General features: G+C 29.1%; 19 protein-coding genes. 7 read left to right on the top strand and 12 right to left on the bottom strand.

Going from position 1 to position 20324, the window contains the following annotated elements:
• Window positions 1-573 precede the first annotated feature (573 nt).
• From CLFE_RS06055 to CLFE_RS06025, 7 genes are all read right to left on the bottom strand, one after another.
• Window positions 574-1008 (bottom strand): hypothetical protein, encoded by a 435-nt coding sequence (locus CLFE_RS06055; protein WP_077893472.1) that lies wholly within the window; start codon window positions 1006-1008, stop codon window positions 574-576.
• A complete protein-coding gene (locus tag CLFE_RS06050) occupies window positions 995-1288 on the bottom strand; it encodes a zinc ribbon domain-containing protein (protein ID WP_077893473.1) in 294 nt (97 codons plus the stop codon). The genes CLFE_RS06055 and CLFE_RS06050 overlap by 14 nt, the downstream gene beginning before the upstream one ends.
• Window positions 1285-1581 carry a hypothetical protein gene (locus CLFE_RS06045; RefSeq protein ID WP_077893474.1) on the bottom strand — a complete coding sequence of 99 codons (297 nt, stop codon included), beginning with the start codon at window positions 1579-1581 and terminating at the stop codon, window positions 1285-1287. The genes CLFE_RS06050 and CLFE_RS06045 overlap by 4 nt, the downstream gene beginning before the upstream one ends.
• A complete protein-coding gene (locus CLFE_RS06040) occupies window positions 1581-2114 on the bottom strand; it encodes a sigma-70 family RNA polymerase sigma factor (protein ID WP_077832274.1) in 534 nt (177 codons plus the stop codon). Before CLFE_RS06040 ends, CLFE_RS06045 begins: the two co-directional genes overlap by 1 nt.
• A 160-nt stretch (window positions 2115-2274) precedes the next feature.
• Window positions 2275-2856 carry an ECF transporter S component gene (locus tag CLFE_RS06035; protein ID WP_077832273.1) on the bottom strand — a complete coding sequence of 194 codons (582 nt, stop codon included), beginning with the start codon at window positions 2854-2856 and terminating at the stop codon, window positions 2275-2277.
• Window positions 2857-2910: 54 nt separating this feature from the next.
• On the bottom strand, window positions 2911-4149 hold the full coding sequence (locus CLFE_RS06030; protein ID WP_077893475.1) for an MDR family MFS transporter: 1239 nt from the start codon (window positions 4147-4149) through the stop codon (window positions 2911-2913).
• 89 nt (window positions 4150-4238) lie between these two features.
• Window positions 4239-5573, bottom strand: coding sequence for a jacalin-like lectin (locus CLFE_RS06025; RefSeq protein ID WP_242951618.1), 1335 nt, complete (start codon window positions 5571-5573; stop codon window positions 4239-4241).
• Window positions 5574-5832: 259 nt separating this feature from the next.
• On the opposite strand from CLFE_RS06025, the gene CLFE_RS06020 reads away from it, so the two are divergent.
• The gene (locus CLFE_RS06020) at window positions 5833-7563 is read left to right on the top strand and encodes an ABC transporter ATP-binding protein (protein ID WP_077893476.1); all 1731 of its coding nucleotides are present in this window, start codon (window positions 5833-5835) and stop codon (window positions 7561-7563) included.
• Window positions 7526-9292 (top strand): ABC transporter ATP-binding protein, encoded by a 1767-nt coding sequence (locus CLFE_RS06015; protein WP_077893477.1) that lies wholly within the window; start codon window positions 7526-7528, stop codon window positions 9290-9292. The genes CLFE_RS06020 and CLFE_RS06015 overlap by 38 nt, the downstream gene beginning before the upstream one ends.
• A 38-nt stretch (window positions 9293-9330) precedes the next feature.
• Here the strand turns inward: CLFE_RS06015 and CLFE_RS06010 are convergent, their stop codons facing one another.
• Window positions 9331-10206, bottom strand: a complete 876-nt coding sequence (locus tag CLFE_RS06010) for a hypothetical protein (RefSeq protein WP_250944734.1) — start codon at window positions 10204-10206, stop codon at window positions 9331-9333.
• A 19-nt stretch (window positions 10207-10225) separates the two neighbouring features.
• Window positions 10226-11092, bottom strand: coding sequence for a DUF1002 domain-containing protein (locus CLFE_RS06005; protein ID WP_077893478.1), 867 nt, complete (start codon window positions 11090-11092; stop codon window positions 10226-10228).
• A gap of 154 nt (window positions 11093-11246) precedes the next feature.
• On the opposite strand from CLFE_RS06005, the gene CLFE_RS06000 reads away from it, so the two are divergent.
• The 5 genes from CLFE_RS06000 (at window position 11247) to CLFE_RS05980 (ending at window position 17044) form a co-directional block, all read left to right on the top strand.
• Entirely contained in the window at window positions 11247-11936 is a 690-nt protein-coding gene (locus tag CLFE_RS06000; protein WP_077893479.1) for a response regulator transcription factor, read from the top strand.
• Entirely contained in the window at window positions 11933-13414 is a 1482-nt protein-coding gene (locus CLFE_RS05995) for a sensor histidine kinase (RefSeq protein WP_077893480.1), read from the top strand. The genes CLFE_RS06000 and CLFE_RS05995 overlap by 4 nt, the downstream gene beginning before the upstream one ends.
• Before the next feature lie 151 nt (window positions 13415-13565).
• Window positions 13566-14285 (top strand): sulfite exporter TauE/SafE family protein, encoded by a 720-nt coding sequence (locus CLFE_RS05990; protein WP_077893481.1) that lies wholly within the window; start codon window positions 13566-13568, stop codon window positions 14283-14285.
• Window positions 14286-14497: 212 nt separating this feature from the next.
• Window positions 14498-15484: an FAD:protein FMN transferase gene (locus CLFE_RS05985; protein WP_077832264.1), complete on the top strand. Its 987-nt coding sequence runs from the start codon at window positions 14498-14500 to the stop codon at window positions 15482-15484.
• Complete coding sequence (locus CLFE_RS05980) at window positions 15485-17044, top strand: FMN-binding protein (RefSeq protein WP_077893482.1); 1560 nt, start codon at window positions 15485-15487, stop codon at window positions 17042-17044.
• Between the two features lie 47 nt (window positions 17045-17091).
• Here the strand turns inward: CLFE_RS05980 and CLFE_RS05975 are convergent, their stop codons facing one another.
• The 3 genes from CLFE_RS05975 to CLFE_RS05965 form a co-directional block, all read right to left on the bottom strand.
• Entirely contained in the window at window positions 17092-18807 is a 1716-nt protein-coding gene (locus tag CLFE_RS05975) for a methyl-accepting chemotaxis protein (protein WP_077893483.1), read from the bottom strand.
• A 153-nt stretch (window positions 18808-18960) separates the two neighbouring features.
• Window positions 18961-19920: an FAD:protein FMN transferase gene (locus CLFE_RS05970; RefSeq protein WP_077893484.1), complete on the bottom strand. Its 960-nt coding sequence runs from the start codon at window positions 19918-19920 to the stop codon at window positions 18961-18963.
• Entirely contained in the window at window positions 19917-20318 is a 402-nt protein-coding gene (locus CLFE_RS05965; RefSeq protein WP_077893485.1) for an FMN-binding protein, read from the bottom strand. The genes CLFE_RS05970 and CLFE_RS05965 overlap by 4 nt, the downstream gene beginning before the upstream one ends.
• Window positions 20319-20324: the final 6 nt, after the last annotated feature.

Genomic DNA, 20324 nt, shown 5'->3' with positions numbered 1-20324 from the left:
CTTTTTAGCACGTGTAATAGCATGATATAATTATTAAGGGTATATTAGGAGGTAATTTTTATGCTTAGTACGGTTATTGATTTTATAATATGGATTCTTATTATTGAAACCTGTGTTATATTACATGAAATAGGTCATGCTTTAACTGCCTTACTCCTTACGAAAGATAAGGTCGTAATTAACCTAGGTTCTTATAATAAAAACCCTCTTAAAATTATAAAAATGAAAAGATTTAATATTATTTTTTATGATTATTTATTTTCCTTTGGCTATGTATCTTATAATCCACAAAAACTTAATACAAAAGCTAAAATATTATTTTACTTTAGCGGGCCCTTATTTACATTTATTGCCTTCATAATACTTATGTGTTTTTATAGTCTTTTTAATATTAAAGTGCTACATTATTTTCAAATATTTTTATTAATAGCATCTCTTATTAACCTTATTCCTTTTAAATTTCCTAAAATGCTTTGCGGCAATTTATATATCAAAAGCGATGGTTATAATATTATAAGGTACATTATTAGAAAAAAAAGCTTGCACTAAAATTAACATGCAAGCTTTTTTTTATTAATTTGTATGCCACTCTAAATTAAACTGCCCTTTAGTCTTGACTCCTACAGCTTTAATTGAATAAGTTCCCACTCCCTTTGCCTTGTATTTAAAATTTCCACTTTTACCTTCTAATAAATTCTTTATCTCTTTACCCGAAGGTGATATAAGTAAAAGCTTTAAATCTCCTTCTTTCACTACTGATGAATATTTTATACTTATTTCTTCATTATCTTTTACATAAATGCGTTTAGTTTTACTTCCGTTTAAATAACTATACTTGCAACTATAGCTATTAACATCAGAATATTCCATTACTCCTATTGCTAAATTGGTATCTCCAAATATTGTTTTTTTATTCGACATAGCTAATCTTCCTACAAGAAACACTCCTATAAATACTATTATAAAGAGTCCTATCCACACAAATTTATACTTTCTAAATACGTTCATTTTCATTCCATCCTCTATCAAATTTTTGTCCACAATAAGGGCAATATATCCACTGTTCTTTCACATTTTTTCCACAATTTGAGCATTTTTTGTTTTGTCCTTCACTTCTACTTACAATAATATAAATTATAAGTGGAACAGGAATACTGAAAAGAGCTACTATCGCCCAAATTACCGAAAATCTATTTTTTCTTTCTCTAGCATCAAGGTATATCCAAAGAGATTGTCCTATCCATAGAAATATAATTAAAGCTACAACCAAGGATTCTAGTATTGTCATTTTACAATTCCGCCTCCCATATAGTTTTTAGGTTTTATAAGTACTAAAAGAGGTAGTACAAATGTCATTATAAAATTCAAAACTAAACATACTTTTACACCAAATTTATATAAAATAGAAATTTCAACTATGACTGCAAAAACTAAAGAAAATCCATATATAAAATCTTGAATTCTTAATTCTTTATTTTCTTCTTCCTGTCTTGCAGCCTTTATTATACTTAAAGTATCTATATCTTTTATAACTCCTATCTTTTCCAGATAATCATCTTCAATATATTTATTTTTATTCATTACCTATCACCTCCTAAAATGCTTCTAAGAACCTTTACTGTATTATGAAGCCTTGACTTTACGGTGCCTTCTTTACAATCAATTATTTTACTTATTTCGTCTATGCTGTATCCATAATAATATTTTAATATAAAGGTAACTCTTTTTTCATAGGACATTTTCTGAAGCTCCTTAAGTGCTTTCATAACTTCTAACTTATCGCCTATTCTTTCTTCAAACCCAATCTTGCTTTTTAAATTTATAATCTCATTAATAGCTTTTGTTTCAAATTTACTTTGTCTTTTTACCTCATTTTTATATAAATTTAGTGCTATAGCTATGAGCCAACTTAGAAATTTACTTTCACCTCTAAATTTATTTATATTTATTACAGCCTTCATAAAGGTTTCTTGAACTAAATCCTCAGCAAAGCTAATATCTCCTGTTGTTTTAATTAAAAATCCAAAAAGTAATTTGTAATTCATTTGAAATAGTGTATTAAGTGCACCAGAGCTTCCCAATTGAGCTTTTTTTACAAGTTCTTTTTCCTCCAAATGCATTCCTCCAATTTAGTGTTAAAACTATAAATAATATAATAACTTAAAACCTCTCTAATAAGACAATCAAACTAAAAAAAAAGTTCATTATTTATAAAAAAAACTGTATGTAATATATTTTTTAACATATTACATACAGTTTCTATTCTTCTTTAAACTATTTTCTTATTCTCTTAACTATAATTATAATAGGAAATGAAACAATAAGCGCCATAGCAGCAGATATAATTCCGTTTGCCACCAGTATTAATAATGATTTTACTGCTGTACTATAGCTTATATGTAGTGCATTTGCATAAGCATTTATGTACAATATATAAATCATTCCTAAAACTCCAAGTGTATTAGTAAATGATCCAGCAATAATTCCTAATATTATACCTGATTTTTCAGATTTCCTTTTTATTATTTTATAAACATAATATGATATAATTCCAATTAAAATTCTTGGAAGCACAGAAACCAAAGGATTCATAAATATGAATGAAGTAGGCAGTGGTGTATTTATCGCCTGTATAATACTAAAAATTCCAAATAAAAGTCCTGTAATTGCTCCTACTATTGGTCCTCCTACTATTGCACCTATTATAACTGGTATATGCATTATAGTAGTTTTAAAGGGTGGTATCGGCAAAAATCCAATTCCTGTTACCCCTAATACTATAGTTACTGCAAATAACAATCCTATCATTGTTATTTGTCTAGTTTTAAGTTTTTGTCCATAAATTTTTTTTATCATTTTAAAGTACCTCGCTCTCATTCCTTTTATGGATATAAGTCGAATATAAATTTACTAAACTTCTTTATTTTGACCTATTTTAAAGTTAATATATCGTTTTTGAACACTTTGAAGTATAAGCATAAACGCAGCTCCTAAAAGCGCTAGTACAAAAACAATTATCCAAGTTGTATTTACTCCAAAGCTGTCTATTACCTTGCCAGAAATAAATATTCCTATAGCTCCTCCTAGTGAAGCTATAAGTTCCCCAACAGCTCCAAATCTTGCTCTACAATTTCTTGGGCTATTGTTTGAAATATAAACTCCAGTATTGGTTGCACCTAATATTTCACCAATGCTCCATATTACTGTTGAAAGTATAAATAGAAAATAATTATTTCCTATCACACTTATCATTCCTAAGCCCAATGCATAAAAAGCACCAGATAGAGCCATATTGCTAAGTGTTTTAAATTTTTTAGTTAAGTGCATTACAAACACAGTTAAAACTACTACTGTTATGGCATTTACACTCATAAGAAAACCATATTTTGATGACCCACTATTGCCAAATATACTGCTCATGGTAATAGGCATAGAAAATGAACATTGTCTATAAACTAAACTATATATCATATCTATACCAAAAAAAGCTACTACAAAGGGTCTCTTTAAAAGTATTTGGATAAGGTTTCCTTCCTCCTCCTTCTCTTCTATATTGTCTTCTCCTTTATGCTTTATTGGTTTAGTATCTTTGACAAATACTATAACAATAAATACCGCTATAAATGATGTTACTGCATCCAATATAAATAAAAGAGAGATATAATTATTAAATAAAAATCCTGCTACTACTGGTCCAATAGCAACCCCAAAATTTATTCCTAAATATAACAGAGACGATCCCATTTGCCGTTTAGATGGTGGCAGCAAATCTGCAACTATTGCAGATATACTAGGTCTTACAAAGCCATTAAAAAATGCTGATGCTATTAAAAGTGTAACTATAAGTTCTGGAACACGAATAAAACCACAAACCATAATAGCTACTGCTGCTAAACTTTGACCCAATATATAAGTTAGCTTACGACTTATCTTATCTGCTATTCTTCCTCCTAAAAAAGAAGCAGGGACTCCTACAACAGAAGCCACCATTACAATAGTTCCTGTTAAGGATGTGGAAAATTTAAGCTTTTGCGTTAAAAGCAGTGATAAAAACGGAAAAACAAAGTTTCCTAAACAGTTGATTACTTGTACTACAAATAAAAAGTATATACTTTTAGGTAAGCCCCTATAATTATTTATTATTTTCATCCTAACCCCCTACTTTTTTAATATCTCTAACTAAGTTTCTTGCTAAATATGAATATTATAACATAAATAGGAGTTTACCTAATAAATTATTATTGAGGAATTTTATTATAAATAACTCCTAGCTTATCTACCTCATCATCAGCCCTTCCAAAGAATCCAGCTATATACCATCCATTTGGTGCTGTAACCACCTCCGAATCGTCAGTTTTAGTACCACCTTCTAAAGTTTGTCCCTTATTTGTTTCAAATTTAGCATAGAATATTCTATCAGTACTTGTTCCACTTTTTTGTCCCTTGCATAAAGTAGCTTTGGTTACATACTCATTATTTTGGAGCGTAATTGAATTTTGATTCCCACCATTTCCGCCATTCAATATCTCTGATCCATCTAAATAATCCATTCCAACTGCATCCACTCTTCTATCTGCTCTCATGATTAATTTAGAAGGCTTGTTTTTTATATTATCAATATTGTTAAAGCCAAAGCCGCCTTTTCCTCCAAAGCTTTCACTCAAAGAAACATTATCAGCCTTTGTATAACTGAACTGTGCTGTTATTGGATAATGATCTGATAATTGATTACCTTTTTTATCTACAAATTTTGTATCCTCTAATCTATAGGAAAGTGCATCTAAAGATACTGATTTACTTCCTCTGAAAAGTATTTTATCAACTACTTCAAAGTCCGCACTGTTTCTATTTGTTTCATCCATAAGTGGGTTTCCAGTACTTGGATATACTCCATTCCTATCAAGTTTAACCCAAGCATCCTGTAAATTGCATGTATCAACTAAAGCCTGTCTAATATTGTCCTGTTGCCTTGTATATCTTGTATTTGTGTCTCCCATAACTATTACAGCATTTCCTTTAGAATTTTGATTTATGTACGCAGCTAATTGACTCATGTTATCGCGTCTAGCTTCGTAGCTTCCTTCATCATCTCCTGCATCAGCATGAAGAGTATATATATCTACATAAACTCCTGGTTCAAATTCATATTGGGAATACATGAAACCCTTAGGTGTAAGTTCATCACTTCCGTCAACTATAACACCATGTCTTTTATTCCAGGTTACTCTGTCGGTATCAAAAAAAGGATATTTGGAAATAAAATTAAGTCCATCTCCAAAGGGAACATTTCCAGAAGTTTTTGTAATATAAGGGGCAGTTATATACTTTAATAACTGATCATTATATGCAAAATCCTCTTCTACTGAAGCTACATCATAATCATTAAATAGTGGGCTCATTTGAAGTGTATTATCAGCAGGGTTACTACTAGACAACCCCTCTGGTAGTCCTGCAACATTATAGTCAAGTACTGAAAAAGTTTTACTTTGAGCTGCCTTTACCATACTAGAATTAAAGCCTATTAAAGCTCCAATTGAAATAGTTAATAGTAAAATTAGTTTTTTAGAAAACATACTAATACCTCCTAATGTAATTTATACTATATGTTACCATCCGTTCTATTGTTTTGCAAATAGTAAATCGTATTTTTTACAAAAATCTAACAAAATAAATCTTATATTAATAAATCATTATAATGTTATAATAGTAAGTGTTTAACATAATTTTAATTAGTAAATCGCTATTTGACTTTGTAAACTATCCATATTTCTAGGAATTTTATAAAAATCAAATACAGATGTTATATAAATTTAATTAACGTTAGGAGGCACTATGGGCAATAGTATTCTATTAAGTTTTTTTAAAAAGAATAAATTCAAGTATATCTTGGGGTTTATATTTGTTATTTTATCTTCATACATTCAGACCTTATTTCCAAAGGTTCTAGGCAACACAATTGACATACTTAAGCAAAATAATTTTAGTATACTCTACGTAAAAAAGAATATCTTATACATAATTCTAATAGCTATTTTTACATTTGCATTTACATATATATGGAGAAATTTAATAATTGGTACAGGAAGAACACTTGAATGTCATCTTAGAGAACAGCTTTTTGATAAATTTTTAGAGCTTTCACCTGAGTTTTACAACAATGAAAAAACAGGAAACCTAATAGCCTATGCTATAAACGATATTTCAGCAGTTAGAATGACTTTTGGACCTTCTATTGCTATGAGTATAAATGGACTAACCGTTTGTATTTCATCCATCTATTCCATGATATTTTCTATAAACTTAAGGCTAACTTTACTTTGCCTTGCACCAATTCCATTTATCATTGTAATTATGTTTAAGATAAGTAAACTAATTCGTACACGTTTTACAACTGTCCAAGAAAGCTTTGGAAATATATCTGACAAAGTAAATGAGAATATAAGCGGTATTAGAGTTATAAAAGCTTATGTTGAAGAAACAAAAGAGGTTGGAAACTTTGAAAAATTAAATGATGCTATGTCAAATGCTAATCTAAAAATGGTTAGAGTATCTTCAGCCTTATCTCCAATAATTGAACTTTGCTTTTCCATAAGCTTTTCTCTTAATTTAATAATAGGTGGAAATATGGTACTTAAAAATTCTGTATCACTTGGCGATTTTGTTGCCTTTAATACTTACCTTGCAATGATAATGGCTCCTGTGTTGTCTATTGGACGTGTTCTTATTGTATTTCAAAGAGGTATGGCATCCCTAAAACGTCTTAACAAAATCTTTTCCACAAAGCGTATTTTACTTGATGGTGAAAAAAATATAACAAAATCCTTTTGTGGAAATATAAATATAAAAGGCCTAAACTTTACTTATAAGGGTACTAATAAATTGGCTCTAAAAAATATCAATTTATCCATAAGAAAAGGAGAAGTAATTGGTATAGTAGGAAAAACTGGTTCTGGTAAAACCACCTTAGCCAACTTACTCTTAAAGCTTTATAATGTAGAAAATAGCACAATTTATTTTGATAATACAGATATAAATGACTACAATTTAAGCTCTATAAGAGATAATATTGGATGTGTTTTGCAAGACAATTTTCTTTTTTCATCCACAATTAAAAACAATATAACCTTTTTCAAAAATATATACACAGATGAAGAAATTATAAATGCTGCAAAGATGAGTTTAATATATAACACAATTTTAAGCTTTGAAAATGGTTTTGATACTATTCTAGGAGAGAGAGGTATAAACCTTTCTGGTGGTCAAAAACAGAGACTTTCTCTCGCTCGAGCTTTAGTAAAAAATCCAAAAATATTAATACTCGATGATGCTTTATCTGCTGTGGATACCGTAACTGAAACTAAAATAATAGAGAATCTACAACAGTTTAGGCACAAAAAAACTTTAATTATAATTGCTCATAGACTTTCAGCTGTTAAGAATGCTGATAAAATAATTGTGTTAGACAAAGGTGAGATATCCGAAATGGGCACACATAAGGAACTTTTAGAACAAGGAGGACTTTACTATGACATCTACAAAGAACAATATGAAAACAGAGAATAAGTTAAAAAGTCTTAAAAGACTCCTTCTCCTAACTTTACCTTATAAGAAGAAAATCTTTCTTTCAATTATATGCGTGCTTCTAGTTAATTCTGCCGAGCTATTAAAACCTTACATATTAAAGGTTTCAATAGATGATTTTTTAGTGGGTAGAAAAGTTCAAATTGGCTTTCACTCTATAACTTCTATGGGAATTCTATACTTTATTGTAGTTGCCCTTGGTGGATTTTTTTCAATAAGTGAAGCTAATTTAATAAATTCTGCAGCACAAAGTATTATGAAAAATCTTAGGGGTTCTGTATTTAAAACTATACAACTTCTACCACTATCTTACCTAGATAAGACCTCTTCTGGAAGTCTCATAACTAGAGCAACAAATGATGTAGAAGCTTTAAGCGAAATGTATACAGATGTAATTATAAGTCTATTTCAAGATATATTTTTACTAATTGGGATTATATACGCCATGCTTTCACTAAATATAAAGTTATCACTTGTATCCTTTTCTGTAATACCTGTTATGTTTATTTTAATTTTTTCTCTAAAAACAAAGATCAAGAGAAATTTTAAAAGAATGAAAAGTCTTATTGGAAAAATTAATGGCTTTATGGCTGAAAGCCTATCTGGAATGAAGCTTATTCAAATTTTTACTGCTGAAAAAGAAAAGAGAATAGAATTTAAAGCTTTGAACAACGAATACTTTAATGCTACCTTATTTCAAGTACGTTTAAACAGCATACTTCGTCCTGCTTCAAACATATTTCAAAATCTATCTATTGCTCTACTCCTTTGGTATTCAGTAGATAAAATTGCAAACCATACACTTCAAATAGGAGTTTTATATGCCTTTACAAGTTATATAAGGCAATTTTTCGATCCTATTTCAGACCTGGCTGATAACTATACTACTATTCAATCTGCTCTTGTTTCGGCAGATAGAATATTTGAACTTTTAGATAAAAAAAATATACTTGAAAATTTAGATGCTGGAATCCCAATAAAAAAACTTAACGGAACTGTTGAATTTAAAAATGTTTGGTTTTCATACGATAATAAAAATTTTATACTAAAGGATTTAAACTTTAAAATTGATAAGGGCGAAACTGCTGCTTTTGTTGGAGAAACTGGAGCTGGTAAAACTACTATAATAAGTCTTATAAGTGGTTTCTATAAGGTTCAAAAAGGTGAAATTTTAATAGATGGCATTAACATAAATTCCATAAGACCTTCTGATCTTAGAAAAAATGTAGCTGTAGTACTTCAAGATGTATTTTTATTTTCTGGAAATATAAAAGATAATATAACCCTTAATGATAAAATTAGTGATACCCTTATAAATTCAGCTATAGAATCTTCTATGGCTAAGAATTTTATAGAAAAGATGCCTAGAAAGCTTGAGGAGCCTGTTATGGAACGAGGTAAAACTTTCTCAGCTGGTCAAAAACAGCTTTTATCCTTTGCAAGAGCTATTGCCCATGATCCCTCAATATTTGTATTAGATGAAGCCACAGCAAATATTGATACCCATACTGAAAAGCTTATTCAAAAAGCAATCGAAAATATTACAAGAGATAAGACAACTTTTATAATTGCTCACAGACTTTCAACTATAAGAAACGCAGACAAAATACTATTTATAAAAAATGGCGAACTTTCAGAAATTGGTACTCACGATGAATTAATGAAGAAAGGAGGTTACTATAAAACTCTAGTTGAAGAGGGTAAAAATTAAAATACTGGCGTACAATTTTAGTACGCCAGTATTTTACATTACATTCTTCCAATTAAAAAGGCTATTATAATATATAAAACTGAATATATGGCAAAAGCATATTTGTATATCTTTCCTTCAAGGACTTCATCTCTGTCTGGAACATAGAACTCTTCTCCCTTTGACTTTCCTGCTGCTTTTATTGCCAAAATTATTTCGCATATTAAGTATACAATAATAGGACAAAATACTGCCAAAAAACTAGTGGCAATCGTAGCTGACGTATTACTTGTAAGCTTTCCTATTAATACTGATACTAAAAGATTTAAAAGAATAAAAAGACCTATTCTTTTAGTGTATTTATACAATCTTTCCCAACTGTAATCACTATATTTTGCTGTCTTATAGAAACTAAACATCCTTCTTCTTATATACACGTCTTGTTTTCCTATTGAATCCATTTTATTTTTTAAATCTAAGATAAAATGACCAATATTCTCTACAACTACAGTTAACCTTATATTTTGTTTATTTCCATAAATAATTTTAACCCATCCACCAATGTACGGTAATGAAGGAAACTTGATTTTTGTTATTTCATCATATTTTATTGTAGCTGTACCTTTAAGGTTTTTATATATAATCTCATCATCTTTTACTTTAATATTTATATTTTTAAATCTTCTAAACAATATAAAATAAAGTAACAAAAATTCAAGTCCCAAAAGCACTATTATAAATACACCTATTCCAATAAGCGCTCCCATAGCTGTAGCATTCATCTCATCTCCTGCTACTAATACTGCTGTTACTAACATTCCAATATACACTACTGCAAAAAATCCAATTATAGTTCCAAAAAATAAACCTGGTTTTCTTAAATGCTTTCTGTACAAATATTCTTTTTCCATTTTTTTCTTCCAATCCTTTTTCATTTGTTATTTTATAATAGTTTTATTTGAAAAGTCCTCCAAAGAAATTTTTTATTGAAGTCCATGTTTTAGCCAAAAATCCTTTAGTTTCATCACTCTCTAATGTACTTTTTAACTTATTAGTTACTTGGTTAAGTTGTCCCTTTATTTTGCTATAATCCAAATTAAGATTACTTATTTTATACATTACATTTGTTATATTCTTCACATCATTATCATTTAAATTATAATTATAATTATTTACTACATTCTTTACTATTTTTTCAGTTGCATCTTTACTTTCAGGTTTTTGTTCTACTACCTCTTTTTTCACCTCATTCATAAGTCCTGCTGCTTTATCTTTACCAATCTTTTGTCCTAGATTTCCTGTTGTAACTAATTCTTGGTTTGCAGCTTCTTTATTTGCTTCACTTATTTGATTTCCACCTTTACTAGCTTCAAAACCTTCCATAATTCCTGTAAGTGCTGCTGTTCCAGATACATTAAATGGTGCAGCTGCCTTAACCTTTGCATTTGTTATTCCTGCTGTAATAAGTGAATTTTTTATCATATCTGAAGTAACCCAATACAAATTATATGTAGTTACATTTATACCGCCACTTTCTGTTGGCTCAACATAAGAACAAGATATAGATTTTGTACCTATCTGTTCCTTTGTAGCTACTTTACCTAAATATTTTTTCTCATCATCTATGTTTACTTGTACCAAATTAACTTGATCCTTTGTAACTCCAAAATATTTTAACATACTTTGTTTTTGTTCTTCTGTTAAATCTCCGCCTAAGGTAACACTAGTAAAAGCATCAGCCTTAGCTTTGAGAGGAAGAGCAATCATTAATGATGCAACCATAAACATAATCATTAGATTCTTAATACTCTTAAGTTTCATTTCCTAACTCTCCTTATATATTTTTTGACTTATTATATATATTACATAATAAAATACAAAATTACAAACTATAAATGTTATTTGATTCTATGTTTTTTATGATATATTATAATATATAATTAAAATTTTGATTTGTATATAAGGAGGCTTAATTATGCCTTTAATTGATAACCATAACTTTTCTATAATGGTGGTAGACGATGAGGAACATATAGTTGAATTTTTAAAAATGGGACTAGAAGCAGAAGGTTTTAAAGTATATACTGCCTATAATGGACTTGATGCTGTAAAAAATACAAAAAATTTAAATCCAAGCTTAATAATTTTAGATGTAATGCTACCTTTAATGAACGGCTATGAAGTATGCTCTCTCATTAAAAAAGATTTAGATATTCCAATTATTATGCTTACTGCTAAAGATGAAATTGACGATAGAGTTTTAGGACTTGATCTTGGTGCTGATGATTATATGGTAAAACCTTTCAGCTTCAAAGAACTTTTAGCTAGAATAAACGCAAGGCTTAGAAGCAGCTTATCTAATACTTCAAGTAAGACAATTATTGGCCCTTTTTCTGTAGATGACAAGGCTCATGAAATTAAATATTTAAATAATCTTTTATCCTTATCTCCAACAGAATATAATTTACTGAAATATCTTCTTCTAAATAACAATATAGCTTTAAGTAAAGATCAAATATTAGAAAAAATATGGGGCTACGACTTTTCAGGAGAAAAAAACATAATAGAAGTCTATATAAGGTACTTAAGGGATAAAATTTCAGATAAGGACCACAAAATAATTCGTACTATAAGAGGTATAGGCTATAAGGTGGTAGTAAAATGAACAAACCACATATATTTAAAGAAAAAAGCTTAAAATGGCAGCTTTTAAGAAGAATGTTTTTACTTCTTGTATGCTTTCTTGTGATTTTGGAAATATTTCAATATTTTTTCCTAAAGCAATACCTAATAAGAACAAGAGAACAGCTTTTAGAATCTCGAATAAGTAATGTATGCCATATAGTAGATACTACAAATTCTGAAAGCACCCTAAAAAAGAACTTATTTTTTATTTTAAAGAATTCAATATATTTTAATACCTCTGCATCAGTTATCGATAAGGATGGAAATACCCTCTTAGCCTTTACTAATAACAAAAACTCCATTCCAGACACTCCTCCATCTAAAATTTCTCCTGACGGTCCCAAACTTTCATCTCATGAATATAAGCTTATTTTAAAAAGGCAAGGAAACTTGGATGGATATTCTTTAATAAAAAATAAACACGGTGATTTACAAATAACTATATGGCGTAAAATAGGAAAACTTAATTCACCCTCTGGCTTAATTCAACTAAGTACACCTTTTTCTTCTGTATCACCCTTATTGTACAAACAGCTTTATATATATATATTAGCCTGTACTCTTATATTAATTTTAAGTATCATAATCGGAGGCAGCCTAATTAAGCATACTTTAACACCACTATTTAATATAACTGATACTTTAAAAGATATTACCATTGGCGATTTAAATAAAAGACTTCCTGAAAACAATAATCAAATTGAGATAAATCAGCTATCAAATGCTTTTAATACTATGTTTTCAGGTATAGAAAGTTCCTTCAATCGCGAGAAGCAATTAAAAAAGCAAATGCAACAATTCGTTTCAGATGCTTCTCATGAACTTAGAACGCCTCTTACATCTATACGTGGTTTTGTTGAAGTTCTCCTTATGGGTTCTTATAAGGATGAAGAGAAATTAAAATTTGCTCTAAACACCATATTAACAGAAAATAATAGGTTAACAGAATTAGTTAATAATCTTTTAACACTGACTAGATTAGACAAAGGTATATACACTGAAATGGTTAAACAAAATATGAAAAATATAATTGAAGAAATATATCCTCAACTTAAAATTCTTGCTTCAAATAGACAATTAATTCTTAATATACATGATAATAATACTTATTTCTTGGGCAATAAAAATCAAATTAAACAAGTAATATTTAATATAGTCCAAAATTCAATAAATTACACTGATCCAGAAAACGGAATTATAACCATATCATTGTATACAGAAAATAATTTTCTTGTCCTTAAGTTATCAGACAATGGTGTTGGCATATCAGAGGAAGATTTAGCTCACATATTTGATAGATTTTTTAGAAGTGAAGTTCATCGCTCAAGGGCATCTGGAGGCTGTGGACTTGGACTATCCATTGCAAAATCAATTATCGAAGGTCATAGCGGTGAAATCTCTGCAAAAAGTACCCTTCGTCATGGAACTTCCTTCTATATAAAATTAAAAATGCTCTAATAATAAAAACTATACATTTTAAATGTATAGTTTTTATTAAATTAGAAAAGGCTTTCTATCATTGAACCATTATATATTGACACATCATTTTGTAAGTTATATTCTATATATAGAAAACGTTTTCTGTATATTGTTTAGGATGGTGTTCTATATGTTAAGTTTTTTCTCAATTTTACTTGCTTCATTTACACAAGGTATTACAGGTTTTGGTTTTGCATTAATCGCAGTTCCTCTACTTTCCTTTTTTATACCTGAGCTTAGAAATATTACCCCTATTATCGTTATCTATAGTCTTTTAACAAATATTATTATTCTGTACAAATCAAGAAGATATATCGACTTAAAAAAGGTTATATATCTAGTTATTTTTGCAATAATAGCAACACCTATAGGAACATATATGCTTATCTATGTGAATGTTACAGTTTTAAAAATTATTATAGGTCTAGTTATTGCTATTACCGCCTTTGCTATGCTAAAAAACTTCAAAATTAAACTTAAAAATGAAAAAATATCTTACGGAATAGTTGGCATTTTAAGTGGTATTTTAAATGGAAGTGCTGGACTTAGCGGACCACCTATAGTTTTATTCTTAACAAATCAAAATGTAGACAAAAATGTGTTTAGAGCAAATCTCACTTTTTTTGGATTAGCTACTAATATTTTTGCTATTATACTCTTTTATTTAGAGGGTATTATTAATACTCCAGTTATACACTTTACATTACTGTATTTTCCAGCACTCATAATTGGAGTATTAATCGGCATAGTAGTATCAACAAAAATTAATGAACGTCTATTTAGAAATATTACTATTTATTTAATAATCTTATTAGGCTTGTACACCTCCATATCAAGTATATTTAAATAATATCTTACCATATTATAATGCTGCTAATATACCTTCTATCACCTAGCAGCATCTATCCTTATTAGCTTACTTCAATTTGATTATTTATATTTTTTTATTTTTTATTCCCTTTCTTTTTATAATATTTTCATACTTTTCTCAGTTAATTCTAAGGAGACTTTAATATTATTCTAATTACAGTAATTTAATATATTTCTACAGGAGGTTCTAATATGTTTTTAACAAATATATTTTCCCCTAATATTTCTTATAATAAAATTTTCTATTGTCTTGGTACTGTAATAAATTTAACTGCATTTGGCAAAAACTGCGAAGTTGCCATAAGTGAAGCTATTGAAGCCTTAGAGAAAATAGATAACACTTTTTCAGCTTTTAAAGATTTTAGTGAAGTTTCAAACATAAATAAAAACGCCCACAGTAATTTTGTAAAATTAAGTGCTGAAACCTTTTTTCTAATTGAAAGTTCAATATACTATAGCAAATTAACAAATGGAAACTTTGATCCTACCATAAAACCACTTGTAAACTTATGGAGTATTGGAAAAGAAAATTTTAAAATTCCAAATAAAACTGAAATCTCTAATGTACTAAAACTTGTAAACTATAATGACCTCATACTTGATAAAAAAAACTCTTCCATAATGTTAAAAAATAATGGACAAAGCATAGATTTAGGAGGTATAGCAAAGGGATATGCTGCTGACAAAATAAAGGAAGTTTTCTATAAACATAAGATAAAACGGGGAATTATAGATTTGGGTGGAAATATTGTTGTAATTGGGCAAAAAGCTCCTAAACAAAACTGGAATATAGGTGTTCAGAATCCTTTCTCTACAAGAGGTGAATATATTGGAATACTAAATCTAAAAGATAAATCAGTAGTAACTTCTGGAAATTACGAAAGATATTCAGTAGTTAATGGAAAACACTATCATCATATAATAAATCCAAAAACTGGATACCCAGAAGACACTGATGTTGTTAGTGTAACTGTAATTTCGGATAAATCAATAGATGGAGATGGCTTATCTACAGGTCTTTATATTATGGGTGTCCTTAATAGTATAAATTTAATAAATTCACTTAAAGGCATAGATTGTATTTTCATAACAAGAAACAAAAATGTGTATTCAACAAATGGGATAAAGAATAATTTCAAACTAACAAATGAAGAATTTAATTTTCAAGAGGTGATATAAATGAATAAAAAAATTTCTATACTCCAAATAGCACGTTTTATTTCACAAACTATATTTCTTTTTTTACTTCCAGGCTTATTTGTCTTAAGCTTTAGTCAAATAGGAATATTATATTCCAATATCATAAAAGGCAATTTTAATTTCATAGCCTTATTTCCTTCTATATCAACTACACTAGTAACTTTAATAACAACAATATTACTAGGAAGGTTTTTTTGCGGCTGGATGTGTTCCTTTGGCTTTATGAATGATGTTATATATATGTTATCAAGTAAGATATTTAAAACAAAGTTTAAAGTAAGTGAAAAAACGGATAAATTTTTAAAAACACTAAAATATATACTATTAATTTTTATATTACTCTTTATTTGGACAACTGCTAATAAAAGTTTAGACAATTTAAGCCCTTGGAATGCCTTTGCCCAAATACCAAATTTCAAAACTTCTATTTTTCAATATTCTCTAGGATTTTTAATACTTGGGATAATTATTGTCGGTGCTGCTTTTGTAGAAAGATTTTTTTGTAGATACCTTTGTCCTCTTGGAGCAATTTTTACTCTTACATCTAAATTTAGACTATTTAAGATAAATAAGCCAAACGATAAATGTGGTAAGTGTAGACTATGCACTAATAAATGTGCTATGGGTATTGATCTTTATAAGTATCCTAAGGTTAAAAGTGGAGAGTGCATTGATTGTTTAAAATGTCTTGATGTATGCCCAAGAAAAAATACCAATTTAAATATAGCTGGAGAAAACATAAATCCAACATTAGCTAGTTCTATTGCAATTGCTACTTTTGCAGGAGTATATGCTATGTCAAATGTTGTTTCTTCTGCTTTACCTAATAGCAATTCTAATAGTACTCTAAGTTCAACTAGTGGTACTACCGCTACTCCTAGCGTTAAATATAAGGATGGTACATATACGGGTACCGGTACTGGTTTTAATCCTAATTTAAATGTTTCTGTAACTATTAAAAACGGTAAAATATCTAACATAGAACTTTTGTCTAATGATGAAACTCCTAGATTTTTTGATAGAGCCTCTAGCACCGTACCTAACGAAATTATTAAAGTTCAAGCTACAAATGTAGATACTGTATCTGGTGCTACTAGAAGTAGTAATGGTATTATGGAAGCTGTTCAAAATGCTTTAGATAAAGCAAGTGCTTCAAGCACAACTAACACTGCAACAAATGATAATAATAAAACCAACTCAGAAACTCAAAATAGTACCACAGAAGCTCCTTCTGCTCAAGACAATACTTCATCAAACACTGCTTCTTTAGCTTCATACAAAGATGGTACATATACTGGAACTGGTACTGGTTTCAACCCTAATTTGAATGTTTCTGTAACTATTAAAAGTGGTAAAATATCTAATATAGAACTTCTATCTAATGATGAAACTCCTAGATTTTTTGATAGGGCCTCTAACACCGTACCTGACGAAATTATTAAAGCTCAAGCTACAAATGTAGATGCTGTATCTGGCGCTACTAGAAGTAGTAATGGAATTATGGAAGCTGTTCAAAATGCTTTAAATAAAGCCAAATAATAAGGTGGAGTGAATATTTATAACCATATTCACTCCACCTTATACCCTTATATTTTAAACCTGGTAATCAGATCATTTAATTTCATTGATATTTCTGCTTGACTTTGTGCCATTTCTGCAACTTGATTAGCAGCTCCAACTAAATCACCTATCGTATTCTTTACATCTTCTGAGCTCTCTGCTTCATTCTGATGATTTTTACTCATATTTTGCATTGCTTCATTTACTTGACCAATAGTGGCTTCTAGTTCTTCTGACATAGATGCTATTTCACTAGACATATCACTTACAAACTCTGAATCTTTTTCATATTGATCTCCCATATCAACAAACTTGGAAAATTGAGCTTTAATATTACCATCCATAAACTTTAATATCTCACTACTAGTTTTAGATAAGTGTTCAAAGGCTTTATTAACCTTTTCAATAGTCATATTAATTCCTTCTACTGCTTCTGAAGACTGCTCTGCTAAACCTTTAACTTCATTTGCAACCACAGCAAAACCTTTTCCCATTTCCCCTGCTCTTGCTGCTTCTATGGATGCATTAAGTGATAACAAATTAGTCTGGTTGGCTATTTCAGCAATAGACTCAGCCATTATTCTTATATCTTCAAGTACCTTTCCTTCTTCTATAGCTGCAAGTATACTCTTTTCTTTTTCACTATATAACTCTATCATATGTTTAGATGCCATTTTACCTTCATTACTTGCCTTTGATGACCTAGCTTTTGATTGACTTGCATTATTACTTCCTTCAAGTGCCTTAGATGAAAGACTATTAATGCTTGAATCAACCTCTTGAACTGAAGCAGTTATTTCCTCTGAAGCAGCTACATTATCTTCTATACTTGTAGCTATTTTATTAATTTCATTATCTATAGTTGAGGTTTTTGAAGATAGTTCTTCACTTGTAGCTGAAAGTTCCTCACTAGATGCACTTAATTCTTCTGAGTTTACCATTATAGTCTTTATAAGTTCTCTTATATTTTCTTGAGCTTTATTAAGTGCTTCAGCAGATTGACCAAATTCATCCTTTCTATTATTTTCAAGCGATGTTGAAAAATCAAATTCAGCAAGTCTCTCTGATAATTTTTTTATTTTAATTAATGGTGTATTTATATGCTTTGCTAAAACTAATCCTAGCAGCAATGAAAGCACTACAGAAGATACTACAAAAATAATTGAAAGCATTATTGAGCTTCTATATTGTACTTTACTTTGATTGTAGTCAGCTTTCGCTAGCTTTCCATTTAAATCTATATCAGCATTTAAATACTTAAACATAAGCGTTCTGTATTTTTTAGTATTTGAATTAAATTCCGTATTTGCACTAGGATAATCACCAGCTTTAATATAACTGATAACCTTACTTCTTGAATCCTTCCACTTTTCTAAATTCTCCTGATAAGAAGAGAATAATTTTCTATCTTCTTCAGTAACTATTGTAGATTCATAAGCTTTCATCAATGTTGCGTTTTGATTTGCAATTTTATCAATATCACTAACTATACTATCTACCCTTCCTTTATTTATTGGATCCATTATCAAAAGAATATCTGCCCTTATTTCTGTAACATTGCCCTTTAACTCATATAGAATGTTAGTGCCCTTCATATCAACATTATATATGCTTTCCAAGCTGCTATTAACACTTGAAATTTTCCAAATGGCAACTGCTCCAGAAATAGCTGATAAAATTGCTATAATAATAAATGACAAAATTAACTTAAGAAAAATATTTAAATCCGCTATTTTTTTCATTTTCCCCTCCATCATAAATATTTTTATATTCTTATTAAAGATATTATCGTTATATATGTTCTTTTCTTAAATATTTTGTCGAAAAAGCAATCACTTAATTTCAATAAAAGAATAAGTGCTCAAATAAAGCACTCAACACTTAATAATTCAAAATTATATGTAGCTAAATTTATTTCGATCTATTAAATAAAAGTTTTCAGTTATATTTTGTGTAACTTTTATTTTCTTGTCTTCTGTAACAAATATTGCATCTACATCTATAAACCTTTTAATTAATTCAATTCCCCTATTAATCCCTAGCACAAAAGCAGCTGTAGAAAGAGCATCACACAACATTGAATTTTCTGCAATTACTGTTACACTTAAAAGGCTTGACCTTGCTGGATAGCCTGTTCTTCCATCCATTATATGATGATATTTAATATTATTTTTTTGAAAGTATCTTACATAATTTCCTGAAGTGACCACAGATTTATTATTAATATTAAGTGCAGCTATTATTTCCCCTCTTTCCTTTAGTGGATTCTGTATTCCTATACACCAAGCATCACCTTCTGGCCTTTTACCAAACACAGCTACATTACCTCCAAGATTTATAAATGCTGCTTTAATGTCTCTAGTTTTGTAAATTTCAATTGCCTTATCTGCTGCAAATCCTTTAGCTATTCCACCTAAATCTACCATCATATTTTTTTTAGATAATCTAACAGTACGACTTTTATCATCTAGTATTAAGTCTCTACAATTAACCAACCTAAGTGCAGTATCAATTTCCCGTCTACTAGGTATCTTTTCTTTATCTGAAAAAACTCCCCATAACTTTATAATGGGAGCTAAGCATATATCAAAAGCTCCGCTTGAAATTTCAGAAAAATATTTTGCACTTCTAATTACATCATAAACCTCCTTGCTAAGCTCAATTTCCTTTTCAAAGCCACATTCATTTAGAACTCCTATTTCACTTGAAGTATCATAAAAATTCATAGCCTTCTCTAAAGCCCTCATCTCCCTTTCAACTTCAAGCATTACTTCCTTTCCATTTTCACCATATATTCTTTGTGTTATTATTGTTCCCATACAAAACATTTCACTTTGAATATATTCTTCATTCATACTTTTTCACCACTTTTAAGTGCCGTTTCTATAGCTTTCAGTATAACCTTACTGCTATTTGTAGCCCCTGTTATGGTATCAACCTTAAGACTTTGAGCTTTAACTACTTCATCTGTTATAACCTCTGCTTTTTTTCCTCTTTCAGTTTTGTGCTTTAATAATTTTATAGAAATAATCCTATGACTTCTAACCTTAACACTTACTTTTGCCTCTATAAAATTCACATCATAACTCCCAATATAATCACCATCTGCAACCTTCTGCAAATTAACATTTTCTATCTTAGTATCCTTTACCTTACTTTGATAATTATTTACTGACATAAAGTATCTAGCTAAAACTATTATTCCTATTGAAATTACAACTCCAATTACAGATAATACAATTTTTCTTACCAATCTTAA

This window comes from Clostridium felsineum DSM 794 (genome assembly GCF_002006355.2).
Classification (GTDB): Bacteria; Bacillota; Clostridia; order Clostridiales; family Clostridiaceae; genus Clostridium_S; species Clostridium_S felsineum.
This window is presented reverse-complemented; position numbering and strand designations above follow the sequence as displayed.